The sequence below is a fragment of the Geodermatophilus sp. SYSU D00708 genome (genome assembly GCF_054050115.1).
The window spans coordinates 1-26,101 of sequence record NZ_JBJGYS010000044.1 but is presented as its reverse complement, the minus strand read 5'-3'; the positions used below and the strand labels follow the sequence as shown (position 1 = coordinate 26,101).

Sequence of the window (26,101 nt, the reverse complement as noted above, 5' to 3'; positions counted from 1 at the left end):
CGCCGCGGGGGACGGCGTCAGGGCGCGAGGGGAGCCGGGGGACGGCGTCAGCCCATGTGCGGGTACCGGTAGTCGGTGGGCGGCACGAAGCTCTCCTTGATCGACCGCGGCGACACCCAGCGGAGCAGGTTGAGGACCGAGCCGGCCTTGTCGTTGGTGCCGCTGGCCCGGGCGCCCCCGAAGGGCTGCTGTCCGACCACTGCCCCGGTGGGCTTGTCGTTGACGTAGAAGTTGCCGGCGGAGAACCGCAGCACCTCCATGGCCTCGACGATCGCGGCGCGGTCCTGGGCGATGATCGACCCGGTGAGGCCGTACGGGGCGGCGTCCGCGGCCTCGCGGACCACCCGGTCGTAGTCGGCGTCGTCGTAGACGAACACCCCGAGGATCGGGCCGAAGTACTCGGTGGTGAAGACCTCGTGCTCGGGGTTGTCGGCCTGGACCAGGGTGGGGCGGACGAAGAAGCCCTCGCTGTCGTCGGCGGTGCCCCCGGCCAGGATCTCCACGCCGTCCTCCCCGCGGACCCGGTCCAGGACACCGGTCAGCCGGTCGAAGGAGCGCTGGTCGATGACCGCACCCAGGAACATCGAGAAGTCGGTGACGTCGCCCATCGGCATGCCCTCGACCTCCTCCAGGAACGGATCCCGGAGCCGGTCCCACACGGACCGGGGGATGTAGGCCCGGGAGGCCGCGGAGCACTTCTGCCCCTGGAACTCGAACGCCCCGCGCACCAGGGCGGTGCGCAGCACGTCGACGTCGGCGGAGGGGTGCGCGATCACGAAGTCCTTGCCGCCGGTCTCGCCCACCAGCCGCGGGTAGGCCCGGTAGCCGGTCAGGTTCTCCGTCACCGTCCGCCACAGGTGGCCGAAGGTCGCGGTGGAGCCGGTGAAGTGGATGCCGGCCAGGTCGGGGTGCACCAGCGCGACCTCGCTGACCGCCCGGCCGTCCCCGGTGACCATGTTGATCACCCCGGGCGGCAGGCCGGCCTCCTCCAGCACCCGCATCGTGTGGTGGGCGGCGACCTGCTGGGTGGGGGAGGGCTTCCAGATGACCGTGTTGCCCATCAGCGCCGGCGCGGTGGGCAGGTTGCCCGCGATGGCGGTGAAGTTGAACGGGGTGATGGCCAGCACGAACCCCTCGAGCGGCCGGTGGTCGAAACGGTTCCAGACCCCGGGCGAGCTCATCGGCTGCTCCTCGAGGATCTGCCGGCCGAAGTGGACGTTGAACCGCCAGAAGTCGACCAGCTCGCACGGCGTGTCGATCTCGGCCTGGTAGCAGGTCTTGCTCTGCCCGAGCATCGTGGCCGCGTTGAGCGTGTGCCGCCACGGCCCGGCCAGCAGCTCTGCGGCCTTGAGGAAGACCGCGGCACGGTCGTCGTAGGACATCCGCCGCCACGCGGGTGCCGCGGCGCGGGCCGCCTCCACGGCGTCGGCGACGTCCTGCGGCGTCGCGTTGCCCATCGTGCCCAGCACGGCGTCCCTGCGGTGCGGCTGGACGACGTCGATGGGCCCCCCGCCGCCGACCCGCTGCTCACCGCCGATGGTCATGGTCAGCTCGACCCGCTCGGCGGCGAGCTGCTTCAACCGCTCCTCCAGCGCCGCCCGCTCGGCGCTGCCGGGTGCGAAGTCGTGGACCGGCTCGTTGACCGGTGGCGGGACCTGGGTGACGGCGTCGAGCATCTCGGATCACGCTCCGGGTGTCAGGCGGTTCATCGACCGACGAGGGCGCGCAGGAAGAACAGCAGGTTGGCCGGGCGCTCGGCCATCCGGCGCGTCAGGTAGGGGTACCAGGCCGAACCGAACGGGATGTACACGCGCACGCGGTGACCGTCGTCCACGAGTTCCTGCTGGAGGTCGCGGCGGATGCCGTGCAGGAACTGGAACTCGTACTCGCCCGGGCCCTTGCCGGCTCGCGCGGCGGCCGCACGCGCGTACGCGATCAGCTCGTCGTCGTGCGTGCCGAACGCGGGATCGGAGCCGTGCTCGAACAGCCAGTCGGTCAGGTGCTTGAACTGCGCCCGGATCTCGGCCTTGCCCTGGTGGGCCCGCTCCAGGGGCTCGGCGTAGGCGCCCTTCACCAGCCGGACGCGCGGCTTCAGGGGCGCCAGTGTCTCCAGGTCCACGGGGGTGCGGCGGAGCGCGGCTTGCACGGCGAGCCGGGTCTGCGGGTGCGTGGTCGCGGCCTCCCGGAACAGGGCCAGCGTGTCCGGGACCAGGCTGCTGTCCTCCATGTCGATCTCGACGGGGACGCCCACGGACTTGGCCTGGTCGAGGATCTCGGTCAGGTTCGCGACGCAGGCCTCCCGGTCCACGGTCTGGCCGAGCTGGGAGAGCTTGATGGAGATCTCGGCGTCCAGACCCCGCCCGGCGATCGCCTGCGCGGCCGCCTCGTACTCCGCGACGGCGGAGGCCGCGCCCGACAGGTCGGTGACGCCCTCCCCGAGCAGGTCGAGGATGCTGCCGATCCGCCGGGCAGCCAGCGCCGTGGCCACGTCGAGCGCCTCGTCGAGCCGCTCACCGGCGACGAAGCGGTGTGCGGCCCGGCGGGCGATCGGGTTCTCGGTGACCTGCCGCTGGAGTCTCGGGCTGCCGGCCGCCCACATCAGCACTCGGTTGACCATCGCGCCTCCCGTTCCGGGTCGGCTCGCGTCGGCGGCTGGGGTACCGACTCTACCGACGTGTGACAGGTGCCACACCGACGGGACGGCGTGTCAGTCGGCGGTCATGGCCCGACGGCGGACGCGCTCGTCGTAGCGGTCCCGCCGGGCACTGACCGGCCTGCCGAGGTACTCACCCAGCGTGACACCGGCGGCGAGGGCCAGCCCGATGGCCGCCGCTCCGACGAGGTCGGCCAGTCCGCCCGGGATGTCGGCCTCCACGACGATGGCGAAGAGGCCTCGGTAGATCGCCAGCCCCGGCAGCAGCGGGACGATGCCGCACACGGCGACGAGCACCGGCGGCATCCGGAGCCGGTCGGTCAGCAGCTCTCCGCAGAACCCGACGGCGACAGCGGCGATCCCGCTCGCGACCGCAAGGCCGGTGCCCACCGCGCTGGCCGCCCAGAACGTCGTCCAGGCCAGCCCTCCGGCGAGCGCGGCGAGGCCGATGGCCCGCGGCCGGGCGTGGGAGGCCAGTGCCCAGGACCCGGCGATGCCGGCCGATGCCGCCAGCCCGAGGGCGAACGGCGCAGCCGAGGCCGGGACCGGGGCGACGTCGAGCAGCAACCGTGCTCGCCGGGCGAGGTCCAGCACGCCGGCGATGCCCACGACGATGCCGGCGGTCAGCGTCATCACCTCGAAGGCCCGCGCGGCCGCGGTGACGGGGAACCCGCTGATCGCGTCCTCGGCGGCACTGACCAGCGACAGCCCGGCGAGGAGCACGACGATGCCGGCGGCCACGACCAGCGAGCTGCGCACCTCGACGCGCCACGCGACGAGGAGGACGGCCACGCCGGTCGCGAGCGCGGCACCGGCCACCTGCTGGAAGAACAGCGGCAGGCCCCGGCGGTCGAGCACGCGCATCACCTGCGCGACCACCGCCGTGGTCAGGGCCGCGATGAGGGCGACGGGCCATCCACCGCCGAGGAGGAACCCCAGGGACCCCGCGACGCCGGCCCAGCCCAGCGCGTGGACGGTGCGGCGATAGGTGGCGGGGGCCGACACCACCCGGTCCAGCCGGCGGTGCGCCTCCTCGATGTCGAGGCCGCCGGCGCCGACCGCACGAGCCAGGTCCGTGACGCCCTGCAGGCGCGTGTAGTCCATCCCGCGCATCCGCACGGTGCGCATCGCGGTGAGCGGCACGGCGTTCTCGCGGTCGTAGCTGACCACCAGCGACGTGAACGTGACGTCGACCTGGCAGCTGTCCAGCCCGTAGGCGGCGGCCACCCGCAGCACCGTGGCGGTGACGTCGGCCGCGGCGGCCCCGATGGCCAGCATCGACTCCCCGATGCGCAGGGCGAGGCCCAGCGCGGCGTGCGCGGTGAGGTCGTCCATCGAGCTGGGCTGAGCCCGCAGGCCGATGGGCGCGGTCGGCGGCCCGTTGCCCCCGATGGCCCGCCATGCCCGGTCGGGTATGCGCGCGAAGGTCCTGCGGCGATGCCGGGGCCCGCTGGACACGCCGCCAGGCTAGATGTGCGCGACGCGGGACGGACCGGACGGCGCCCAGCCGTCCGACGGCGTCCGTGAGGGGGCGGGGCACGCGGTGCCCACGCTCACGCCCTGACCTCGGGACGTCGGGTCGGTGGGGGAGCGAGGCCGCTCCCGTGGTCGCTGCGGAACAGATCGCCGCAGACTCGGGCCATGCTGACGGTGGCCGGCGCGATCGCGACGGTGGACCGTCCGACGTCCCTCCGGCCCGAGACCACGAGGAGCGCGGGATGACCACCTCGATCGAGCAGCCCCCGGCCGGCGTGCCGGACGCGACGGCGGCGCGTGCAGCCGACCACCTGTGGATGCACTTCGCCCGCCAGGGGCGGCACCCTGACACGCCGATCCCGGTGGTCACCCGCGGGGAGGGTGCCTACATCTGGGACAACCGGGGTCGGAAGATCCTCGACGGCCTGTCCGGGCTGTTCGTCGTCCAGGTGGGGCACGGGCGGCGCGAGCTGGCCGAGGTGGCGGCGAAGCAGGCCGCGGAGCTGGCGTACTTCCCGGTGTGGGGTTACACCACGCCGGTGCAGGCGGAACTGGCCGAGCGGGTCGCCGACCTGGCGCCCGGCGACCTGAACCGCGTCTTCTTCACCACCGGTGGCGGTGAGGCGGTGGAGTCGGCGTGGAAGGCGGCGAAGCAGTACTTCAAGCTGATCGGCAAGCCGGGCAAGACCAAGGTGATCAGCCGCGCGGTGGCCTACCACGGGACGCCGCACGGCGCCCTGGCCATCACCGGGCTGCCCGCCATGAAGAGGGACTTCGAGCCGCTGGCCCCGGGTGGGTTCCGGGTGCCCAACACGAACCTGTACCGGCACCCGGAGTTCGCCGACGACCCGAAGGCCTTCGGCCGGTGGGCCGCCGACCGGATCGAGGAGGCGATCCTGTTCGAGGGCGCCGACACCGTCGCCGCGGTGTTCCTCGAGCCGGTGCAGAACTCCGGCGGCTGTCTGACCCCGCCGCCGGGCTACTTCGAGCGCGTCCGCGAGATCTGCGACCGGCACGACGTGCTGCTGGTGTCCGACGAGGTCATCTGCGCCTTCGGCCGGCACGGTGCGACGTTCGCCTGCGAGAAGTTCGGCTACACCCCGGACCTGATCACCTGCGCCAAGGGGATGAGCTCCGGCTACGGCCCGATCGGCGCGATGATCGCCTCGGAGAGGGTGATCGAGCCGTTCCTGCGCCCGCACGTGGCGTTCCCGCACGGCTACACCTTCGGCGGGCACCCGGTGGCGGCAGCCGTCTCCCTGGCCAACCTCGACCTCATGGAGCGCGAGGGGCTCAACCGCCGCGTGCTGGACAACGAGGCCGCGCTGGGCACGACCCTGTGCAAGCTGCTGGACCTGCCGATCGTCGGCGACGTCCGCGGCGACGGCTACTTCTGGGCCGTCGAACTGGTCAAGGACAAGGCCACCCGGCAGACCTTCGACGCCGCCGAGCGGGAGCGGCTGGTCCGCGGCTTCCTGCCCGGCGCGCTGTTCGACAACGGCCTGTACTGCCGCCCCGACGACCGCGGCGACGTCGTGGTCCAGGTCGCTCCGCCGCTCATCTGCGGCCAGGCCGAGTTCGACGAGATGGAACAGATCCTGCGGCACACCCTGACCGAGGCCCAGACGCGCGTCTGACGCCGCCGACCGCACCGGTGCCAGCACCGGGCGCCGACCGGAGGAGGCATCCCATGAGCACGCTCGTCGTCGGAGTTCCGAAGGAGATCAAGGACAACGAGAACCGGGTGGCGCTCACCCCCGACGGCGTCGTGGAGCTGGTGTCCGACGGCCACCGGGTCGTCGTGCAGGCCGGCGCCGGCGCCGGGTCCCGGTTCCTCGACGAGGAGTACGCCACCGCCGGCGCCAAGGTCGTGCCGAGCGCCGACGAGGTGTTCGCCGCGGCCGACCTGGTCGTCAAGGTCAAGGAGCCGGTGCCCGAGGAGTACTCCCGCTTCCGTGGAGGCCAGCAACTGTTCACCTACCTGCACCTGGCCGCCGACCGCCGGCTGACCGAGTTCCTGCTCGAGCGGCGGATCGACTCGATCGCCTACGAGACCGTGCAGACCGCCGACGGCAGGCTGCCGCTGCTGACCCCGATGAGCGAGGTCGCCGGCCGGATGGCGGTGCAGGCCGCCGCGCACCACCTGGAGAACCCCGCCGGGGGAGCGGGCATCCTGCTCGGCGGTGTCCCCGGCACCCCCGCGGCCAAGGTGCTCATCATCGGCGGCGGAGTGGCCGGCACCGAGGCGGCGAAGATCGCGCTGGGGATGCGGGCCATCGTCCGGGTGCTCGACACCAACCCCAGCCGGCTGGCCTACCTGTCCGACATCTTCGGCGGGCGGCTGGACCTGGTGACGCCCAACCGGGCCCGGACGGCGGCCTACGTCGCCGAGGCCGACGTCGTGATCGGCGCGGTCCTCGTGCCCGGCGCGAAGGCGCCCAAGCTGGTCACCCGGGAGATGATCGCCGCGATGCGCCCGGGCAGCGTGGTCGTCGACATCGCCATCGACCAGGGCGGCTGCTTCGAGACCAGCCGGGCGACCACCCACTCGCACCCGACCTACGTCGAGGAGGGCGTCACCCACTACTGCGTGGCCAACATCCCCGGCGCCGTCGCCCGCACCTCGACCCAGGCCCTGACCTCGGCCACCCTGCCCTACCTGGTCCGGGCGGCCCGGCACGGCGTGGCCCGCGCCGCCCAGGCCGACCCCGCCCTGCGCCACGGCCTGAGCACCCTCGACGGACACCTCGTCACCCGACCGGTCGCCGACGCCCACGACCTGCCCTTCGCCGATGCCGACGGGCTGCTCGCGACGAGGTGAGGCCCGGCGCGCTCGACCCGCCGAACGCACCGACGGTGGTCGATGGCGCCGTGGTGCACCGGGGCCCGGCCGCCGACGGGTGAGCGCCGGTCAGCCCGGGCCGACGAGCGGGCCGGTGTCGCGGGTGAGCCGCAGCAGCAGGTCGCGCGTGGCGGCGAGCTCGTCGACGCCCAGCGGCCCCTCGAACAGCGGGGCGATCGACACGCCGTCGCAGGCGCGGAGCACCACGACCACGCGCTGGCTGTCCAGACCGTCCTCGGCGAGGGTCTCGTTCCAGCGCCGGTAGCGCTCCTGGGAGCGGCGGGTCAGCTCGGGGAACGAGCTGAGGGTGGCCATGAGGGTCGTCTGCTCGACCGCGTCCTGGCCGTGCTCGAGCTCGTCGAAGGTCGCCCGGACGTAGGCGCGCAGCAGCCGCCCGGGCGCGGTGTCGTCGGGGTCGACGCGGTCCTGCACGGCCCGGTCGAACTGCTCGAACAGGTCGTCGGCCAGGGCGGTGAGCAGTTCGTCCTTGGTGCGGAAGTGGTGGATCAGGCCGCCCTTGGAGACGCCGGCCTCCCGCGCCACGACGTCGAGGCTGACCCCCGCGCCGTGGACGCTCACCGACCGGGCGGCCGCGTCGAGCAGCGCCCGGCGCGTCCGCGCCGCATCCCGCACCTGACCCGCCACCGTCTCCTCCTGCCCCGGCCCGCGGGAGGAGCTTAGGTCGATGGCTAACAAACCGTCTGGTCGGTACGCTACCCGCCATGAGCACCGCTCCGTCCACCGTCGCCGGTCCGGTCACCCCGCGGGAGGCCGCCCGCTCCGCCGGGCCGCGGGAGTGGGCGGCGCTCGCCGTGCTCGTCCTCGCCGTGGTGCTGCTGTCGGTCGACAGCACCGTGCTGGCCCTCGCCGTCCCGGCGCTGACCGCCGACCTGCGGCCGACGGCGGGGGAGCTGCTGTGGATCGGCGACGTCTACGGCTTCGCGCTGGCCGGCCTGCTGGTGCTCATGGGCGGCCTGGCCGACCGCTTCGGCCGCAAGCGGGTGCTGCTGATCGGCACCGCCGCCTTCGGGCTGGCCTCCGCCGTCGCGGCCTCCGCGCCCGACCCTGCGACGCTGGTCGCGGCGCGCGCGGCCCAGGGCGCGGCGGGGGCGACCCTGATGCCCTCGACGCTGTCGCTCATCCGCAACCTGTTCCCCGTCCCGCGGCAGCGGACCCGCGCCATCGCGCTGTGGAGCGCGGGGGCGTCCGGCGGCGCCGTGCTCGGCCCGCTGGTCGGCGGGGTGCTGCTCCAGGACTCCTGGTGGGGCTCGGTCTTCCTGGTCAACCTGCCCGTCGTCGCCGTCCTCCTGGTCGCCGGCTGGCTCCTCCTCCCGGAGTCCCGGGCTCCCCGCGCGGGGCGGCTGGACGTGCTCGGCGCGGTGCAGTCGATCGTCGCCGTCCTGGGGTTGGTCTACGCGGTCAAGGAGGTCGTCGGCCACGGCCCGACGCCGGCAGCGGCCGGGACGGCGGCGGTGGCCCTCGGCGCGGCGGTGCTGTTCGTCCGCCGGCAGCGGCGGGTCGACGACCCGCTCGTCGACCTCCGGCTGTTCGCCAACCGGGCCTTCTCCGGCGCCCTGGCCAGCCAGCTGATCGCGCTGCTGGCGCTGACCGGCCTGCTGTTCTTCTTCTCCCAGTACCTCCAGCTGGTGCGGGGCCACACGCCGCTGGAGGCGGGGCTGCGGGAGCTCCCGCTGATGGTCGCCTCCCTCGCCGTCGTGGTCGTGGTGGGCCCGCTGGTCTCCCGCGTCGGGACGGGCCGGGCGATCGGCCTCGGGCTCGCCGTCACCGCGGCCGGGATGCTCGGCCTGGCCGGGGCCGAGGCGCTGTCCGGCTACGCCTGGCTGGCCGCCGCCCTCGTCGTCCTCGGCTGCGGCTTCGGGGTGGCGTTCACGCTGAGCACCGACGCCGCCGTGGGGGCGGTGGACCCGCGCCGGGCGGGCGCCGCCTCCGCGCTGTCGGAGACCTCCTACGAGCTCGGCGCCGCGCTGGGCGTCGCGCTGCTCGGCTCGCTGCAGACCGTGCTGTACCGCAGCGCCCTGCCCGAGGACGTCGCCGGCCTCGGCGGGGGAGCGGTCCGGGAGTCGCTGGCCCGCGCCGGCGAGGTGCTGGCGCCGGGCGAGGGTGCGCTCGCGGTCGCGCGTGAGTCGTTCACCTGGGCGATGCAGCTCAGCGCGGTCGCCGCGGCGGCGCTGCTGGCGGTCGCCGCGGTCACGGCGTGGGTGGTGGTCCCGTCGGCGAGGACGCGCTCGTCGCACGGGTGACCGCCTCGTCGGGTTCCCTCGACCGGCCGGCGGGCACCCGCACCGGGGCCCGGCCGTCGACGACGGCCGGCCCCCGGTGCGGGTGGGTCAGGAACTGACGGGCTCGGCGGGCACCGGCGGGCGCGCCTCGCCGGCGAGGCGCCGGTCCCAGGTGGCCAGCACGTGCGGGGCCGTGGGTGGCGAGACGAGGCTGCCGACGACGTAGCCGACCAGGCCGGCGGCGAGCCCGAGGTAGACCGGCTCGTTGGCGTAGATGTCCCCGACGACGGCCATGGTGGCGAGCGTGGCGACGGTCCCCGCCGCCATCGAGACCAGCGCGCCGACGTTGGTCCCGCGCCGCCAGACCAGCCCGCCGAGGATCGCGACGAGCAGGCCGCCGACCAGGATGTCGTAGGCGATGGTCAGCGCGGCGACGACGTCCTGCAGCGCGCAGGCGATCACGATCATCAGGACGCCGAAGCCGGCCACGTAGAGCCGGTTGCTGCGGACGTGGTCGTGCTCGCTGCCCGCCTCGGGGTCACGGCCCCGCAGCCGCGCGACGATGTCCTGGCTGAACACGGTCGCGGTGGCGATCAGCGCGCCGCTGGAGGTCGACATCACCGCTGCCAGGGCGGCGGCGAGCACGAGCCCGGCCAGCAGCGGGTGCATGGTGGCCTCGACCACGGCGGCGAACGCGTCGTCCCGGGCGTCGAGCGTGGGCAGCACGACGCGGGCGGCCATGCCGATGACCGCACCCGCCACCCCGTAGAGCAGGCAGTAGACGCCGGACGCCGCGCCGGCCCACTTCGCGACACCTGGGCTGCGGGCGGTGAACACCCGCTGCCAGATGTCCTGCCCGATCAGCAGACCGAACGTGTAGACCACGAAGTAGGTGACGATCGTCCCGCCGCCGATGCTGGTGAGCGAGAGCGCGTCGACGGGCAGGCGCTCGGCCAGGCCGTCGACGCCGCCCGCCCGCCACAGCGTGACCGGCAGCAGGATGAAGAAGATGCCGATGGTCTTGATCACGAACTGGACGAAGTCGGTCAGGGTGATCGACCACATGCCGCCCAGCGTCGAGTAGATGACGACGACGCTGCCGCCGAGGATGATCGCCGGGACCTTCGACAGGTCGAGGAGGGCGCCGAAGATCGTCGCGTAGGCGATGGTCGAGGTGACCGACAGCATCAGCGTGTAGCCGAACATCACCAGCCCGGACAGCACGCTGGAGCCGGGCCCGTAGCGGAGTTCCAGCATCTGGCTCACGGTGTAGACGCCCAGCCGCTGGATCCGGCCGGCGAACAGCAGCGACAGCGCGAGGATGCCGGTGCCGATCGCGACGACCAGCCACATGCCGGACAGCCCGTACTCGTAGCCGAGGCCGACGCCGCCGATGGTGGAGGCGCCCCCGAGCACGATGGCGGCCATCGTCCCGGAGTAGAGCAGGGGGCCCAGTCGCCGTCCGGCGACCAGGAAGTCCGACTGGGTGGTGGCGCGGCGCTTGCCCCAGAAGCCGAAGCCGATCATGGCGACCAGGTAGACGCAGACGACGGCGGTGTCCCAGTGGCTGTCCATGTCACTCCTCCTCGAGTGTGCGGGTCACGGGCGGGCGTCCAGGTGGACGAGGGTCGGGCGGTCGGCCGACAGGGCGTCGGCTACGACGGCGGTGAGTGCCGCGGGGTCCGCGGTGCGCACCCCGTGCGCGCCCATCGCGGTGGCGATCGCAGCGAGGTCGGGCGTGGTCAGGTCGACCGCTGTCGGCGGGATCCCGCGGGCGACCTCCTGGTCACGGATCTCGCGGTAGCCGCCGTTGTCGACCACCACCACCGGCACCGGCAGCCGCAGTTCGGCGAGGGTGACCAGTTCCTGCACCGCGAACATCAGGGCGCCGTCCCCGAGGAGCGCGGCCACCGGGCGGCCGGGTCGGGCGAGCGCAGCGCCGACGGTGGCCGGCAAGCCGTAGCCGAGGGTGGCGAAGCCGGGCGTGTAGCAGAACCGGCGCGGCGCGGGCACGTCGAAGAAGTGCACCGAGCCCCGGTAGGTGACCTGGGAGCTGTCCCCGGCCAGGACGGCGTCGGCGGGCAGCGCCGCCCGGACCGCGGCGTTGACCTCCTCGTGGGTCCCGCCGTCGGACCGGGCCTCCGCGCGGCAGGCCGCGCGCAGCTCCGCGGCGCGGCGGGCGCCGTCCCCGGTCCGATCGGGGAGCAGCGCGCGGAGCGCCCGCAGGGCGGGAGCCGCGTCGGCGTGCAGTCCCACGGTGGCGGGGCAGTTCTTGTGCAGCTGGCCGGCGTCGACGTCGACGCGCACCACGACGGGGGCGGCGATCCGCCCCTCCCACAGGTCGGAGTCGCCGAGCTCGCTGCCGACGACCAGCAGCGCGTCGCACGCCGCGGCCTCGTGCTGCAGCGCCCGCAGCCGGACCGAGGCACCGACCGACAGCGGGTGGTCCTCGGCGAGGACGCCCTTGCCGTTCACGGTCGTGGCGACCGGCGCGCCGAGCGCCTCGGCCAGGCCGGTCACCTCCGCGGCGGCGTCGACGGCGCCGCCGCCGGCGATGAGCAGCGGGCGCCGGGCGGCGGCGAGCAGCGCGGCGGCCCGGCGGACGGCGTCGGGGTCCGGGGCGGGTGCGGGGGCGGGATCGGCGGTGCGCGGCGTCCCGGCCCAGTCCTGCTCGAGGACGTCGACCGGGATCTCGACGTGGACCGGGCGGGGGCGTCCGCCGGTGAACGACGCGAAGGCCTCGGTGACCGCCTCAGCGGCCTCGTCGGCACTGCGGACCCGGCGACTCCACCGCACCAGCCGGTCCATCGCGCCGCTGGAGTCCTTGCACTCGTGGAGGAGGCCGAGGTCGGCGCCCTCCGTCCCGGTCGGCACGCCGGGAGAGACGACGAGCACCGGCTGGGACTCGGCGTAGGCGGTGGCCGCGGCGGTCATCGCGTTGGTCAGCCCCGGGCCGCTGGTGGTGACCACGACTCCCGGCCGGCCGGAGACCCGCGCGTAGGCCTCGGCGGCGTAGCCCGCGCCCTGCTCGTGGCGAGGGGTGACCGGACGGATCCCGGCAGCGGCGAGGTGCCGGTACAGCTCGAGGTTGTGCGTCCCCGGGATGCCGAACACGGTGTCGACGCCGTGCGCGGCGAGCGTCTCGACGACGGCCGCACCGCCGTTGCGGTGCGTGCTCACCGGTTGGCGGCGAGCACGGCGAGCAGCTCGTAGCCCACGTGCGCCGCGGCGATGCCGGTGATCTCCGCGTGGTCGTAGGCGGGGGCGACCTCGACGATGTCGGCTCCGACGACGTTGGCGCCGACCAGGCCGCGCAGGGTGTGGAGCAGCTCGCGGCTGGTCAGCCCGCCCGCCTCGGGCGTGCCCGTGCCCGGCGCGTGCGCGGGGTCGAGGACGTCGATGTCGATCGAGACGTAGACCGGGACGTCGCCGAGCCGCGCCCGCACCCGCTCCACGACGGTGGCCACGCCGTCGGTCTGGTAGTCGTCGGACCCGATGACCTGGAAGCCGAGGACACCGTCCTCGGCGAGGTCCTTGACCGAGTACAGCGGCCCGCGGATGCCGACGTGCAGGCAGTGCTCCGGGTCGAGCAGGCCCTCCTCGGCGGCCCGCCGGAACGGGGTCCCGTGGGTGTAGGGCGCGCCGAAGTAGGTGTCCCACGTGTCGAGGTGCGCGTCGAAGTGCAGGACGGCCACCCGCCCGTGTCGCCGGTGCAGCGAGCGCAGCAGCGGTAGCGCGATGGTGTGGTCGCCGCCGATGGACAGCAGCGTGGCGGCTCGGTCGAGCAGCTCGTCGGCGCCGCGCTCGATGCCGCGGATGGCCTCGTCGAGGTCGAAGGGGTTGACCGCGAGGTCCCCGGCGTCGGCGACCTGCTGGGCGGCGAACGGCGAGACGTCCAGCGCCGGGTGGTAGGGGCGCAGCAGCTTCGACGACGCCCGGACGTGCGCGGGCCCGAACCGCGCACCAGGGCGGTAGGAGACCCCCGAGTCGAAGGGCATCCCCACCACGGCGACGTCGACGGCGTCGACCTCGTCGAGGCGGGGCAGCCGGGCGAAGGTGGCGGGGCCGGCGTAGCGCGGCACGACGGTGGCGTCGACCGGGCCGATGGGTTCGGGACGGGTCACGGCTGCGGCTCCTGGGACGGCGTTGTGCGAGGTGTGACGAGCGTCGCGTTCCGGGGCCGTCCGCCAGAATGGACGAAGTGGCGAATCGTGGTCCTCCCAGTTCGCCACGACGTCCAGGAGGGAGCGCCGGGTGCTGACCGTCGGCGAGCTCGCATCGGCCCCGTCCCTGCGGCTGGAGGTCGTCGCCGGCCACGGGTCGCTCGACCGCGCGATCGAGGCGGCGGCCGTGTCCGAGCTGACCGAGCCGGGCCCGTGGCTGCAGGGCGGGGAGCTGCTGCTGACGATCGGGCTCCTGCTGGACGAGTCGGACGCCGGGTGCGCGTCGTACGTCGCCGGGTTGCACGCGGCCGGCGTCCGGGCGCTCGGCCTCGGGCTGGGGGCGCAGCTGCGCTACCAGGCCGCGCCGGCCTGCCTGGTCGCCGCGGCCGAGGCGGTCGGGATGCCGCTGCTGTGCGTGCCGGACGGGGTGCCGTTCGTCGCGGTGACCAAGGCGGTGTTCGCCCACCGGGCCCGGGAGGAGCGCCGGCAGCTGGAGTGGGCGCTGCACACCCAGCGGGCGCTGACCGCGGCCGCCGTGCAGCCGGGCGGCCTGGTCGGGATCCTCGCCGCCCACGCCGAGGCCACGGGTCGGACCGGACTGGTGGTCGACCTGCTCGGGCGGCCGGTCGCGGAGTCCGGCGCGGGGGCGGCACGGCTGGCGGACGAGCTGCGCGGCCTCGTCGACTCGGTGCGCGACCAGGGGTTGCTCGCCGCGGCCGCCGACTCGACGGCCGCGCGGCGCCGCGAGGTGCTGCCGCTGGGCTCGCGCCGGTTGCGGGCGTGGCTGCTGCTCGACGGGCCGGCCGACGTCCCCCACTCGCACCAGGTGACCGGCGACCTCGCCTCGCTGCTGACCCTGGAGCTGGAGCGCCGGCACGGCCTGGGCGCGGCGCAGCGCCGGGGACGGGCCCAGGTGCTCGCCCGGCTGTCCCGGGCGGCGGTCGACGACCTCGTCGCGGCACGCTGGCTGGTCTCGATCGGGCTGCCCGACGCCGACCTGCGCGCCGCGGTGGTCGAGGCGCCGGGCGACAGCGAGGACGTGGCCGCGGACCTCTCCGCGTCGCTCCCCGACGCGCTGGTCCGGGTCGTCGGCGACGTCGTCGAGCTGGCCGTGCCGCGGACCGTCGACCTGCCCGCGGCGCTCGCGACCCTGGCGGCCGGGCGTCCCGCCGGGATCGGGATCGGGACCCGGCCGGGGGCGCTCGTCGTCTCCCTGCGGCAGGCGTGGTCGGCGCTGCCCGAGAGCCGGGTCAGCGGGCGGCACACCCGGGCCGGTGAGCTGGCCAGCAGCCGGATGCTGCTGTCCGGGGTGCCCGCGCAGCGGCTGGCCGCGCACGCCGACGCCGTACTCGGGCACCTCGACGCCTCCGACCGTGCGGGCGAGCTGATCCGGGCCCTGACCGCGTTCCTCGAGCACAACGGGCACTGGGCGGCCGCGGCCACCACGCTGGGGGTGCACCGGCACACGGTGCGGGCCCGTGTCGAGGCGGTGGAACGGCTCACCGGGCGGCGCATGGGGTCGGCGCAGGACCGCCAGGAGTTGTGGCTGGCGCTGCGGGCGCGGGACCTGGCGCGGATGGCGGCGGAGGACTGACCGCCGGCGCGGTGCCGGGTCGGCGCTCCGCGGCCGCGGGAGTGGACAGACCGGCTCTGGCCCGCGGTGGGCGGCGTCCCGCAGATTCGCCCCGGAGCCCCGCCCCCGTCCCGAGGAGCACGCATGACCACCACCCCGTACTGGGTCGCCGGCCGGCCCGCCACCGGCGACGACGTCCTGGAGGTCACCTCGCCGCACGACGGCGCCGTGGCCGGCCGCACCACCCTCGCCGGCCCGGCCGACGTCGAGGCCGCGGTCGCCGCGGCGCACGGCGCCCGGGCGGCGTGCGCGGCGACCCCCGCACACGCCCGCGCCGCCGCCCTCGACCACGTCTCCCGGCGGCTGGCCGAGCGCCGCGAGGAGGTCGCCGAGCTGATCACCGCGGAGTCGGGCAAGCCGCGCAAGTGGGCGCGGCTGGAGGTCGACCGCGCGGTGTCGACGTTCCGCTGGGGTGCCGAGGAGACCCGCCGGTGGTCGGGCACGCTGCAGCGGCTGGACACCGACCCGGCCGCGACCGGCCGGATGGCGCTGGTGCGGCGGGTGCCGCGCGGCCCGGTGCTCGGCATCGCGCCGTTCAACTTCCCGCTCAACCTGGTCGCCCACAAGGTGGCCCCCGCGATCGCCGTCGGCGCGCCCATCGTCCTCAAGCCGGCCCTGGCGACCCCGCTGACCGCCCTGCTGCTCGGCGGGCTCCTGGCCGAGACCGACCTGCCGGCCGGGTCGTGGTCGGTGCTGCCGGTGACCAACGACGTCGCCGCGGAGCTGGTCCGCGACCCGCGGCTGCCGGTCGTCTCGTTCACCGGCTCGGTGCCGGTCGGCTGGGCGATCCGCGAGTCCGCGCCGCGCAAGCACGTGACCCTCGAGCTCGGCGGCAACGCCGCGGTCGTGGTCGGCCCGGACCAGGGCGACGAGGAGTCCCTGGCGTGGGCGGCCTCCCGGATCGCGACGTTCGCCATGTACCAGGCCGGGCAGTCCTGCATCTCGGTGCAGCGGGTGTTCGCCCACCGCGACGTCGCAGCCGGGCTCACCGAGCGGGTGGTGGAGGCCGTGCAGAAGCTGGTCACCGGCGACCCCACGGACGACGCGACCGACGTCGGCCCGCTCATCGACGAGCCGGCCGCCCGACGGGTCGAGAGCTGGGTCGACGAGGCGGCCGCCGCCGGCGCGACCGTGCTCACCGGGGGCACCCGGGAGGGCGCGGCGTACGCGCCCACGGTGCTCACCGGCGTGCCCGCCACGGCCAAGGTGTCCTGCGAGGAGGTGTTCGGCCCGGTCGTCGTGCTCGACGCCGTCGACTCGCTGGACGAGGCGTTCGCCCGGGTCAACGACAGCCGGTTCGGGCTGCAGGCCGGCGTGTTCACCCGGGACCTGCAGGTCGCCTTCCGCGCCGCCCAGGAGCTCGAGGTCGGGGGAGTGGTGGTCGGCGACGTGCCCAGCTTCCGCGCCGACCAGATGCCCTACGGCGGGGTGAAGGACTCCGGCACCGGCCGCGAGGGCGTGCACGCGGCGATGGAGGACCTCACCGAGGAGCGCGTACTCGTCCTCACCGGCATCGCGGTGTAGACCGCCCCCAGTCGTTGATCATGGGGTCGTTGCCGGCCCGCGCGGCGTGTCCGCGAGTGTCGCCGGCAACGACCCCATGATCAACGCGGAGGGGTGTGGGGTGGGCGGCCGGGGTCGGGGCCAGGACGAGGACACCCGACGCGACGAGGCCCCGGTCCGCGCCGGACCGGGGCCTCGCCGCCGCCCGGGGCAGGGATGGCCGCTCCTGCCCCGCGGGCGTCAGGACTCGATGTTGGCCATCACGTGCTTGATGCGGGTGTAGTCCTCGAACCCGTACATCGACAGGTCCTTGCCGTAGCCGGAGTGCTTGAAGCCGCCGTGCGGCATCTCGGCGACCAGCGGGATGTGGGTGTTGATCCACACGCAGCCGAAGTCGAGCGCCTTGCTCATCCGCATGGCCCGGCCGAAGTCCTTCGTCCAGACGCTGGAGGCCAGGCCGTACTCGACGCCGTTGGCCCAGGCCAGCGCCTGGTCCTCGTCGCTGAACCGCTGGACGGTGATGACGGGGCCGAAGATCTCGTTCTGCACCATCTCGTCGTCCTGCCGCAGCCCGGCGACCACGGTCGGCTCGACGAAGAAGCCGCGGTCGCCCTGCCGCCGCCCACCCGCGGTGACCTCGGCGTGGTCGGGCGCGCGGTCGAGGAACCCGGTGACGTGGGCCAGCTGGTTGGCGTTGTTGACCGGCGGCACCATCGCGTCCTCGTCGCCGGCGCCGTTGTCGAACGTCGTCCGCGTGTTCTTCGCCTGCTCGGTCAGCGCCGCGACGAAGTCGTCGTGGATGCCCGGCCCGGCCAGCACGCGGGTGGCGGCGGTGCAGTCCTGCCCGGCGTTGAAGTAGCCGGCGACCGCGATCGCCTCGGCGGCAGCCTCGAGGTCGGCGTCGTCGAAGACCACCACGGGCGCCTTGCCGCCGAGCTCGAGGTGCACCCGCTTGACGTCGCGCGCCGCGGTCTCGGCGACCTGCATGCCCGCCCGCACCGACCCGGTGATCGAGACCATCTGCGGGGTGCGGTGCTCGACCAGCGCCCGGCCGGTGTCGCGGTCCCCGCAGATCACGTTGAGCACGCCCGCGGGGAGGAACTCCGCGGCCAGCTCGGCCAGCCGCAGCGTGGTCGCCGGCGTGGTGTCGCTCGGCTTGAGGACGACGGCGTTGCCCGCCGCGATCGCCGGGGCGAACTTCCAGACCGCCATCATCATCGGGTAGTTCCACGGCGTGACCTGGCCGATGACCCCGACCGGCTCCCGGCGGACCCAGGACGTGTGGCCGGCCATGTACTCGGCGGCCGCCTTGCCCTCGAGGTTGCGCGCCGCGCCGGCGAAGAACCGGATCTGGTCGACCATCGGCGGGATCTCCTCGCTCGCGGTCAGCCCGAGCGGCTTGCCGGTGTTGCGGCTCTCCAGCGCCACCAGCTCGTCGGCGTGCTCCTCGATCGCGTCGGCGATGCGGAACAGCGCCAGGGAACGCTCCGACGGGGTGGCGTCCCGCCAGCCCGGGAAGGCGTTCGCCGCGGCGGTGTAGGCGCGGTCGACGTCTTCGGCACCGGCGACCGGCGCGGTGGCGAACACCTCGCCGGTCGCGGGGTCCACCAGGTCCATCCGGCGGCCGTCCGTGGCGTCGACGTGCTCCCCGCCGACGAAGTTGCGCAGCTCGAGCTTCTCGCTCACGGCAGGTCCCTCTCGTCCGTTCCCCGTGCTGATCCCGTCGTCATCCTGCTGCCGGACCGCCGATCGGTCCAGCCGCCGGGGCATCCGGCTGCGGATTCCCCATCTCGGCCTCGACCTCCGCCAGCAGCTCGGACCCGGTGACCACCTTCTCCGCGAAGTGGCGGTGCATCCACGCGAGGTGGTCGTGCCGGCTGCGCATGATCCGCAGCGTGTCCCAGTTGGGGAACACCTGCTGGAGCACGTGCTCCTGCATGAGGCGCGGGTCGACCTCGTAGACGTGCTCGAAGGTCGTCTGCGCCACTTCGCTCACCCGCAGCGGCGCCGGCGGGGTGTGCTGCTCGGCGAACCGGTAGGGCGCGGTCGCCGACGGGCCCGCGGGCTGGTCATCGGTTCTCATCGGTGGTGTCCCTCCCATAGGCCCGGTCGAGCAGGTACTTGCCCGGGTTCATCACGTTGTTCGGGTCCAGCGCACGCTTGACCTCGAGCATCACGTCGAAGCCGCGGCCGAGCTCCTGCGGCAGCAGGTCGACCTCGCCCTCGCGGCAGGAGCCGTGGCAGGCGCTCATCGACCCGCCGTGGGCGATGGCGACCGCGGCGATCTCCCGCTTGGCCTGCACCCACGCGGCCCACGCGGCGTCGTCCAGGCGCTGCTCCCAGATGCCGACGTCGATCTCGGTCAGGTAGTCGACGCCGGTGGCGGCCGACGTGTAGGCGAACATCCCCCAGTCGTCGAAGACGTCGGTCTTCCGGCGCAGGTCGGCGAGGATCTCGTGCCACGCCTTGCTGACCGCGGGGACGGCGGAGAAGTTCACCGCGGCGTCCTCGCAGTGCCAGGACATCGGGATGACCTGACCGTCCTTGGTGCGCCCGTGCAGGGGAGTGGCGTACCGGTCGTGCCGCGCCGCCCAGTCGCCCTCGGAGATCTCGTCGCCCAGGTAGCGGGCGCCGTGCTCCTTGGCGATCCGGAACAGCCGCTTGCCGCCGGCCCGCACCTCGTCCTCGTAGCCGTACATCACCGCGCACACCAGGGCGCGGACGTCGGTGGGCTGGGGGATGTAGGCCTCGTCGTCCCGGCGCAGGTAGGCGACCTTGTGCTCGTCGAAGAGCACCGCGCCGGCGAAGGTGGCCACCCCGGCGCGGGCGAGCGCGCCGGTGCAGGCGTGCGCGTCGTCGTAGTTGTCGAACGCCCAGAACGGCGAGAGCTCGGCCTCCGGCTTCGGGAAGAGCTTCAGCGTGGCCTTGGTGGCGATGCCGAGGGTGCCCTGGTGCCCCATGAACAGGTGCTTGAGCTGGTAGCCGCTCGAGCTCTTGCTGATCTTCTGCCCGATGCCGTCGCCGACGTGCAGCACCTCGCCGGTCGGCAGCACGTGGTCGAAGCTGAGCACCAGGTCGCGGGTGTGCCCGTAGCGCGACCCGATCAGCGACCAGCCGCTGGTGCCGATCCGCCCGCCGACCAGCGAGCACGGGTAGGACGCCGGGTCGTCCGGGTAGAACAGCCCGTGCTGGGCCAGCCGCTCGTTGAGCTTGAGCATGCTGATGCCGGTGCCCACGGTGACGGTGCGGTTGACCAGGTCCAGCTCGTGGATCTGGTTCATCCGCTTGACGTCGACGACGATGCCGCGCCGCATCGGGACGGCGCCGTCGGTCAGGCCGGTCCCGCCGTCGCGCGGGACGACCGGGATGTGCAGCTCGTTGGCGACCTTCACGACGGCCGCCACCTGCTCGGTGGAGGTGGGCAGCACCACGACGTCGGGCACCCGCTCGGACCACCGGTGCACCGGGAACGGCGCCGGGACGCGGGCGCGGTTGTAGCGGTCGGTCTTCGCCAGCAGGATCTGGTCGTCGGCCAGGATCGGCCGCAGCGCCGCCACCAGGGTGTTGAGCTCGGTCTCGCCCAGGGGCTCCCGGGTGAAGGGAGCCGGTTCGGTGATCGTCATGGTCAGTGCCCCCCGCACCCGCAGCCGCCGGAACCGTTGCCGCACCCGCCGCCGCAGCCCCCGCCGCCGCAGCCGCCGCGACTGCTTCCGTGGGCGCGGCGGGCCCGCCCGGGGACCCCGGTGCGCTCCTGGGCCAGCCGCCGGTCGCCGACGTCCCCGCGGGAGCCGCCGACGGTGATGCCGAGCGACTGGGCGAACAGCTCGTGCAGGTCGACGACGTCGATGTCCTCCGCGTCGCCGGCCTCGGACAGCGGCCGCTCCGACCACGGGCAGGCGCTGACCAGGGTGTCGACGTCGAGCTCCGCGGCGCGCTCCAGGCGGGCGGCGCTGATCTTGGCGGTGAGCTCGGGCTTCTCGATCGGCAGGCCACCGCCGCCGCCGGAGCAGTACGACCACTGGGTGACCCGGTCGACGTCCTCGAAGCGCAGCCCGGGGATGGCGCGCAGCAGCTCGCGCGGCTCGGCCCAGATGCCCTTGCGCTTGTTGAGCCGGCACGGGTCGTGGTACGTGATCGCCCGGTCCACCGGCACGGTCGGGGTCAGCCGGCCCTCGCGCAGCAGCTGGGCCAGCACCTCGATGACGAGCACGACCTCGATGTCGAACTCCTCGCCGAAGTACTTCGGGTAGTCCTCGGTGAAGCTGATGTAGTCGTGCGGGTCGAGCACCAGCACCCGCTTGGTGCCGGTCGACCGCCAGTTGTCGAGGTTGTGGCGGGCGAAGCGCTGCGCCTGCTCGGCGTAGCCCATCTCCGCGGCCGGCCCGCCGCAGCACCACTGCTCGCCCATGAGACCGAACTCGTAGCCGGCCATCTGCAGCATCTGGGCGACCGCCCGCGGCACCGACGTCCGGTAGAACGCGGCCTCGCAGTCGACGAACAGGATCGTCTCGCCGCCGATCGGGATGTCGAGGCCCTCGGCCCAGTCGCGCACCTTCTCCTGGCTGACCGGCGTCTCGCCGAGCACCGGCTCGTGCGTGCGCAGGTCGGTGCGTTCGTTCCAGATCTGCCAGCTCGGCTGGTGCACGCCGCTCTCCACGGCGAGGGACCGCACCGCCTTGACGACGTCGACCGTGCGCGTGCGGAACCGGTAGAAGTCGCCGGTGAACAGCGTGTTGGGGCACCGCAGCTCGCAGGCGCCGCACTGCGTGCAGTTGACGTAGTCGGCGGCGATGTCGGCGATGTCGAGCTCGCCGCGCTCCATGGCCACGACGTTGGCGTGGAAGGCCGTGGGGGTCCACGACTCGTTGCGCTCGACCTGCGTGACCGGGCAGACCTCGCGGCAGAACTTGTGCCCCGAGGAGAAGCAGTTGTACGAGGTGTTGCGCCACTGCTCGACGAACGCGGCCGTCTTCGGGTCGGTGTGCGGCGGGGGGACGGGGCCGGCGAGCGTCTCCGGGAAGTCCGCCAGCTCCGGTGAATTGGACGGGGCACCGGGGGTGAACGGCTCGGAGAGGGCGTCGACCCGGGGTGTCCCCTCGGACGCCCGGTCGGGCTGGACCTGTGTCACTGCGTGCTCCTCGTCACAGGGGCGGGTGGGGCGTGCGTCACGCTAACGAGGAAAACCTATGGAATCAACGGTTAAGCCGGTGGTTCCGAGGTGTAACACTTCTGGTCACTCGGTGACAGGAGGCGAGCGTGCAACTGCTCAGCGGTGACGCCCGGCGCGCCGTCTTCGCCCCCCTGGACGACGGCGCCCTGCGCAGCGAGGCCGTCGTCCGGCGGGTGGGCAGCGCCATCGCGCTGGGCCTCCTCGCCGACGGCGAGCAGCTGCCCACGGAGGCCGACCTCGCCACGATGCTCAACGTCTCCACGGTGACGCTGCGCGAGGCGCTGGCCGAGCTGCGCAAGCTCGGGCTGGTCGAGACCCGCCGGGGCCGCGGCGGCGGCAGCTTCGTGCGGTCGCGGGAGGACGTCCTCTCCGAGCTCGCCGACGCCCGCCTGGCCGAGCTGGGCACCACGGACCTGCGCGAGCTCGGCGACGTGCATAGTGCGGTCGCGGCGGCGGCGGCGCGCCTCGCGGCCTCCCGCGCGTCGCGGACGGAGATCGCCCGGCTGCGGGACATCGTCGACCGGCTGGCCTCGGCCGGGTCGGTCACCGGCCAGCGCCGCACCGACGGCCGGTACTACATCGAGCTGGCGGCCTGCGCGCAGTCGGTGCGGCTGACGATGCAGGAGATGGACCTGCACCTGGAGCTCGGCCAGCTGCCCTGGCCACCGGCGCACGCCCCCGGGCTGCTCGACGTGATCGTCGCCGGCCACCGGGCCGTCATCGACGCGATCGAGGACCGTGACGCCGCCCGGGCCCGGGCCCTCACCGAGGCCCACATCGAGACGCGGACGCTCTGGGCGATCGAGCTGCGGCTGCAGCGCCTCGGGGATCTCAGCGCCGCGCAGCGGGAGGTGTCGTGACCACTGGCACGGACGAGGCCGCGCGGGTCGCCGCAGCGGTGTCCGACCTCGTGGAGCAGGTGTTCGTCACCGTCGCCCGGGTGCGCGACGCGGTGCTGCGCTCGGTCGAGCGCGACGGGCTGCGAGCCCGGAGGTGGGTCCTGCCGGACGGCGTCCAGGAACTCCTGCGCGAGCCCGGCCAGCTCGCCGTCGGCCTGGGACTGGTCGTCGCACCGCGACCGGAGGAGGGCCTGCCCCAGCGGCTGGAGTGGTGGCAGGTCGACCCGGACGACGGGGAGCTGCACAACCTCGAGCCGGACCTGCGGCCGACGAGCCTGGGCTACTACGACTACACGACGACCGAGTGGTACGACGTCCCGCGCCGGACCGGACGGCGGCACGCCTTCGGCCCTCACGTCGACGTCCACGGCACCGGGCGCTACGTGCTGACCTTCACCGAGCCGGTCGTGGCCGGGAGCGGGTTCGTCGGCGTGGCCGGCGCCGACGTCCCCGTGCGCCGGTTCGAGTCCCACCTCCTGCAGGCGCTCAGCCCGCTGCGCACGCCCTTCGTGCTGCTCAACGACGAGGGGCGGGTCGTCCTCTCGACGGCGCCGCGCCTGATGGTGGGCAGCCTGCTCCCCGCAGGCGCCCCGGAGGCGGAGGGCGGCGCGGCCCTGCCCGGACTGCCCTGGCGGCTGCTCCTGGTCGAGGACGGGCGGCGGCTCGCCGGCTGACCGGCGCCCGGGGGCCGACGACCGAAACGCAACCCCGGCGAAACACACGGGACTTGTCCTGTGAACTATGGCTCTATAGGTTTTCCGCCGACCTTGTGGCCTGGGGCACACCGACGTCCGTCGGCGGGGCCGGGCCACCGAGCCGAGGAGACCCGGTGACACCACCCGGAGCACACGCCGGCGGGACTGCCGACGACGCACAACTCGCCGCACTGGGGTATACCGGCGAGTTCGACCGCAGCATGGGCCTGTGGGCCAACATGGCCCTCGGCTTCACGTACCTCTCGCCGCTGGTGGGCGTGTACTCGCTGTTCGCCTACAGCCTCTCCATCGGCGGCCCGCCGGCGATCTGGTGGATCGTGATCGTCGGCGTCGGCCAGCTGCTGGTGTCGCTGGTCTTCGGCGAGGTCGTCTCGCAGTACCCGCTGGCCGGCGGCATCTACCCGTGGACCCGGCGGCTGTGGAACCGGCGCTACGCCTGGATCGTCTCGTGGGTCTACATCTGGGCGATCATCGTCACCGTCACCTCGGTGGCCGAGTTCGGCGGCGGCTTCGTCGCGGCGCTGTTCAGCATCGAGGCCACGCCCGGCGTCGCGCTGGCCACCGCCGTCGCCCTGCTGGTGCTCGCCTTCGCCATCAACTACAGCGGCACCCGCAACCTGGCGCGCATCGCCAAGATCGGGCTGGCCGCCGAGCTCATCGGCGTCATCGCGCTCGGGCTGTTCCTGCTGCTGTTCCGCCGCGAGCAGCCGTTCACGATCTTCTTCGACACCCTGGGCGCCGGCGGGGGCAGCGGCTACCTGGGCACCTTCCTCGCCGCGGCGTTGTCCGGCCTGTTCCTCTTCTACGGCTTCGAGGCCTGCGGCGACGTCGCCGAGGAGGTCGCCGACCCGACCCGGCGGATCCCGAAGGCGATGATCCTGACCATCCTCGTCGGCGGCGTCTCGGGCTTCCTGTCCTACGCCGGCTACGTGCTGGCCGCCCCGGACGCCCAGCTCCAGGCGATCATGGCCGGTGAGGACGTCGACCCGATCCCGACCATCCTCGAGGGCGCGCTCGGCACGGCCGGCTCGAAGGTGTTCCTCGTCGTCACGGTGACCGCCTTCATCTCCTGCGTCCTCTCGCTGCAGGCCGCCGGCAGCCGGCTGCTCTACGCCTTCGCCCGCGACCGCATGCTCCCGGCCAGCGGCTGGCTGTCGCACGTCTCGGAGCGGCACGCCGTCCCCACCAACGCGCTGCTGGTCGTCTGCGTCGTGCCGGTGCTCATCTGCCTGTTCGTGTTCTGGCGGCCGGACTCCCTGGCCCGCGTCACCGCCTTCGCCGTCCTCGGCATCTACATCGCCTTCCAGGCGGTCGTGCTCGCCGCGCTGCGGCAGCGGCTCAAGGGCTGGCGCCCGGCGGGGCTGTGGAACCTCGGCTCGGCCGGCCTGGTGGTCAACGTGCTGGCGCTGGCCTACGGGATCTTCGCGATCGTCCTGCTGATCAAGCCCGCCCCCGGCACCGAGACCTTCCTCGACCGCTGGATCGTGGCGATCGGCCTGGTCATCGTCGCCGGGACCGGGCTGCTGTACCTGTTCCTTGCGCGGCCGGACCGGCACTCTGCGCACATCCCCGAGGGCGACGCCCGCGAGGTGGCCGCCCAGCTCCAGCAGATCCGCCGGGACGCCGGTGTCCCGGTGAGGGAGGAGATCCGATGAGGTTCAGCTACGCGATGCTCCCGGACTACCCGCTCGAGGAGTCGTTGCGGGCCATCAAGCTCGCCGACGAGCTCGGCTTCCACGCCGTCTACGCCGCCGACGAGACCTGGCACAAGGACCTCTGGCTGCTGTTCGCGGCCGCGTCCCAGCAGACGTCGCGGATCCGCATGGGCCCGAGCCTGTCGGGGGTCGTCCTGCGGGAGCCCTCGCTCATCGCGCAGGCCGCCGCGACGCTCGACGAGCTGACCGGGGGCCGGGCCGAGGTGGTCCTCGGCAGCGGCAACTTCGGCCTGCTCGCCGAGTACAAGATCGACTGGTCGCAGACCAAGCCGCTGTCGCGGGTGGTCGAGGGCGTGCACGTCGTCCGCACGCTGCTCGACGAGGGCGCGATCACCTTCGACGGCGAGTTCTTCCGCTACGACGGGTTGTTCACCTTCGCCCGGCCGGTGCAGGACCGGGTGCCGGTGAAGATGGGCGCGATGCGGGGTCCGCGCTCGTTCGTCGCCGCGGCGGAGCACTCCGACGGCTGCCACCACGCCCTGAGCTACACCCGGGAGGCCTACGACTACGCGGCCCAGCACCTGCGGGCCGGCGCGGAGAAGGCGGGCAAGGACTGGACCACGCTCGACTTCGGCGCGTGGGTGGTCGTCTCGGTCGGGCGCGACTCCGCGGCCGCGAAGGACGCCGCCCGCAGCATGGTCGGGATCTACGCCTCGTCGATGCCGGCCGAGCAGCTCGAGCGCAACGGCGTGGACCCGGCCGACCTCAAGCCGATCATCGACGCGATCGCCGGCGGCGACCTGGCGCGGGGCATCGAGCTGACCACCCCGGAGATCGCGGACAAGCTGTCGTTCTCCGGCACGCCGGAGGAGGTGACCGCGAAGATCAAGGCGATCGAGCCGGCCGGGGTCAACCACCTCATCGCGGCCATCACCGACGCCTCGCTGGTGAAGGCGTTCACGGGTCGCGAGCTGCCCGGCGTGGCCAGCGTGGAGGAGCAGCTGCGGCTGCTGCACGACGAGGTCATGCCCGCCTTCGCCTGAGCGGAGGGGGGGGGGGGGGGGGGGCGGCCCCCCCCCCCCCCCCCCCCCCCCCCCGCGGGGGGGGGCGGGCGCCCCCCCCCCCCGCCCCGCCCCCGCCGGGGCCGCCCC

At 74.0% G+C, this 26,101-nt stretch carries 20 protein-coding genes; 9 read left to right on the top strand and 11 right to left on the bottom strand.

Annotated features, from left to right (window positions below; translation table 11 throughout):
• Nucleotides 1–47: 47 nt before the first annotated feature.
• The 3 genes from pruA to ACI79D_RS23575 form a co-directional block, all read right to left on the bottom strand.
• On the bottom strand, nucleotides 48–1,676 hold the full coding sequence (gene pruA / locus ACI79D_RS23585) for an L-glutamate gamma-semialdehyde dehydrogenase (protein ID WP_456920962.1): 1,629 nt from the start codon (nucleotides 1,674–1,676) through the stop codon (nucleotides 48–50).
• A gap of 29 nt (nucleotides 1,677–1,705) precedes the next feature.
• A complete protein-coding gene (locus ACI79D_RS23580; RefSeq protein ID WP_456920961.1) occupies nucleotides 1,706–2,617 on the bottom strand; it encodes a proline dehydrogenase family protein in 912 nt (303 codons plus the stop codon).
• Nucleotides 2,618–2,707: 90 nt separating this feature from the next.
• Entirely contained in the window at nucleotides 2,708–3,988 is a 1,281-nt protein-coding gene (locus ACI79D_RS23575; protein WP_456920960.1) for a threonine/serine ThrE exporter family protein, read from the bottom strand.
• A gap of 383 nt (nucleotides 3,989–4,371) precedes the next feature.
• Here ACI79D_RS23575 and ACI79D_RS23570 point away from each other — a divergent pair, with 383 nt between their 5' ends.
• Both ACI79D_RS23570 and ald read left to right on the top strand, forming a co-directional pair.
• Nucleotides 4,372–5,766: an aspartate aminotransferase family protein gene (locus ACI79D_RS23570; protein WP_456920959.1), complete on the top strand. Its 1,395-nt coding sequence runs from the start codon at nucleotides 4,372–4,374 to the stop codon at nucleotides 5,764–5,766.
• Nucleotides 5,767–5,819: 53 nt separating this feature from the next.
• On the top strand, nucleotides 5,820–6,950 hold the full coding sequence (gene ald / locus ACI79D_RS23565) for an alanine dehydrogenase (RefSeq protein WP_456920958.1): 1,131 nt from the start codon (nucleotides 5,820–5,822) through the stop codon (nucleotides 6,948–6,950).
• Between the two features lie 90 nt (nucleotides 6,951–7,040).
• Here ald and ACI79D_RS23560 read toward each other — a convergent pair whose 3' ends face one another.
• Nucleotides 7,041–7,616, bottom strand: a complete 576-nt coding sequence (locus ACI79D_RS23560; RefSeq protein WP_456920957.1) for a TetR/AcrR family transcriptional regulator — start codon at nucleotides 7,614–7,616, stop codon at nucleotides 7,041–7,043.
• 77 nt (nucleotides 7,617–7,693) lie between these two features.
• Between ACI79D_RS23560 and ACI79D_RS23555 the strand changes: the two genes are divergently transcribed.
• The gene (locus ACI79D_RS23555) at nucleotides 7,694–9,232 is read left to right on the top strand and encodes an MFS transporter (protein ID WP_456920956.1); all 1,539 of its coding nucleotides are present in this window, start codon (nucleotides 7,694–7,696) and stop codon (nucleotides 9,230–9,232) included.
• Nucleotides 9,233–9,319: 87 nt separating this feature from the next.
• On the opposite strand, the gene ACI79D_RS23550 is transcribed toward ACI79D_RS23555, so the two are convergent.
• The 3 genes from ACI79D_RS23550 to speB are packed head-to-tail and all read right to left on the bottom strand — an operon-like array spanning nucleotide 9,320 to nucleotide 13,335.
• On the bottom strand, nucleotides 9,320–10,786 hold the full coding sequence (locus tag ACI79D_RS23550) for a sodium:solute symporter (RefSeq protein ID WP_456920955.1): 1,467 nt from the start codon (nucleotides 10,784–10,786) through the stop codon (nucleotides 9,320–9,322).
• A 24-nt stretch (nucleotides 10,787–10,810) separates the two neighbouring features.
• Nucleotides 10,811–12,391 (bottom strand): thiamine pyrophosphate-binding protein, encoded by a 1,581-nt coding sequence (locus ACI79D_RS23545; protein WP_456920954.1) that lies wholly within the window; start codon nucleotides 12,389–12,391, stop codon nucleotides 10,811–10,813.
• Nucleotides 12,388–13,335, bottom strand: coding sequence for an agmatinase (gene speB / locus ACI79D_RS23540; protein ID WP_456920953.1), 948 nt, complete (start codon nucleotides 13,333–13,335; stop codon nucleotides 12,388–12,390). The genes ACI79D_RS23545 and speB overlap by 4 nt, the downstream gene beginning before the upstream one ends.
• Before the next feature lie 130 nt (nucleotides 13,336–13,465).
• Between speB and ACI79D_RS23535 the strand changes: the two genes are divergently transcribed.
• Nucleotides 13,466–14,968, top strand: a complete 1,503-nt coding sequence (locus ACI79D_RS23535) for a PucR family transcriptional regulator ligand-binding domain-containing protein (RefSeq protein ID WP_456920952.1) — start codon at nucleotides 13,466–13,468, stop codon at nucleotides 14,966–14,968.
• Between the two features lie 123 nt (nucleotides 14,969–15,091).
• Nucleotides 15,092–16,531: an aldehyde dehydrogenase family protein gene (locus tag ACI79D_RS23530; protein ID WP_456920951.1), complete on the top strand. Its 1,440-nt coding sequence runs from the start codon at nucleotides 15,092–15,094 to the stop codon at nucleotides 16,529–16,531.
• A gap of 219 nt (nucleotides 16,532–16,750) precedes the next feature.
• Here ACI79D_RS23530 and ACI79D_RS23525 read toward each other — a convergent pair whose 3' ends face one another.
• Genes ACI79D_RS23525 through ACI79D_RS23510 form a run of 4 tightly spaced genes read right to left on the bottom strand, consistent with a single transcriptional unit; the run spans nucleotide 16,751 to nucleotide 21,638 of the window.
• Nucleotides 16,751–18,196, bottom strand: a complete 1,446-nt coding sequence (locus tag ACI79D_RS23525) for a gamma-aminobutyraldehyde dehydrogenase (RefSeq protein WP_456920950.1) — start codon at nucleotides 18,194–18,196, stop codon at nucleotides 16,751–16,753.
• 40 nt (nucleotides 18,197–18,236) lie between these two features.
• Nucleotides 18,237–18,593, bottom strand: a complete 357-nt coding sequence (locus ACI79D_RS23520; protein WP_456920949.1) for a hypothetical protein — start codon at nucleotides 18,591–18,593, stop codon at nucleotides 18,237–18,239.
• A complete protein-coding gene (locus tag ACI79D_RS23515; RefSeq protein ID WP_456920948.1) occupies nucleotides 18,580–20,133 on the bottom strand; it encodes an FAD-binding oxidoreductase in 1,554 nt (517 codons plus the stop codon). The genes ACI79D_RS23520 and ACI79D_RS23515 overlap by 14 nt, the downstream gene beginning before the upstream one ends.
• 2 nt (nucleotides 20,134–20,135) lie before the next feature.
• The gene (locus ACI79D_RS23510; RefSeq protein ID WP_456920947.1) at nucleotides 20,136–21,638 is read right to left on the bottom strand and encodes a (Fe-S)-binding protein; all 1,503 of its coding nucleotides are present in this window, start codon (nucleotides 21,636–21,638) and stop codon (nucleotides 20,136–20,138) included.
• A gap of 128 nt (nucleotides 21,639–21,766) precedes the next feature.
• Between ACI79D_RS23510 and ACI79D_RS23505 the strand changes: the two genes are divergently transcribed.
• The 4 genes from ACI79D_RS23505 (at nucleotide 21,767) to ACI79D_RS23490 (ending at nucleotide 25,993) form a co-directional block, all read left to right on the top strand.
• A complete protein-coding gene (locus ACI79D_RS23505) occupies nucleotides 21,767–22,540 on the top strand; it encodes a FadR/GntR family transcriptional regulator (protein WP_456920946.1) in 774 nt (257 codons plus the stop codon).
• Nucleotides 22,537–23,253, top strand: a complete 717-nt coding sequence (locus ACI79D_RS23500) for a cache domain-containing protein (protein WP_456920945.1) — start codon at nucleotides 22,537–22,539, stop codon at nucleotides 23,251–23,253. The genes ACI79D_RS23505 and ACI79D_RS23500 overlap by 4 nt, the downstream gene beginning before the upstream one ends.
• A 155-nt stretch (nucleotides 23,254–23,408) precedes the next feature.
• Nucleotides 23,409–24,950 carry an APC family permease gene (locus ACI79D_RS23495; protein WP_456920944.1) on the top strand — a complete coding sequence of 514 codons (1,542 nt, stop codon included), beginning with the start codon at nucleotides 23,409–23,411 and terminating at the stop codon, nucleotides 24,948–24,950.
• The gene (locus ACI79D_RS23490) at nucleotides 24,947–25,993 is read left to right on the top strand and encodes an LLM class flavin-dependent oxidoreductase (protein WP_456920943.1); all 1,047 of its coding nucleotides are present in this window, start codon (nucleotides 24,947–24,949) and stop codon (nucleotides 25,991–25,993) included. The genes ACI79D_RS23495 and ACI79D_RS23490 overlap by 4 nt, the downstream gene beginning before the upstream one ends.
• Nucleotides 25,994–26,101: the final 108 nt, after the last annotated feature.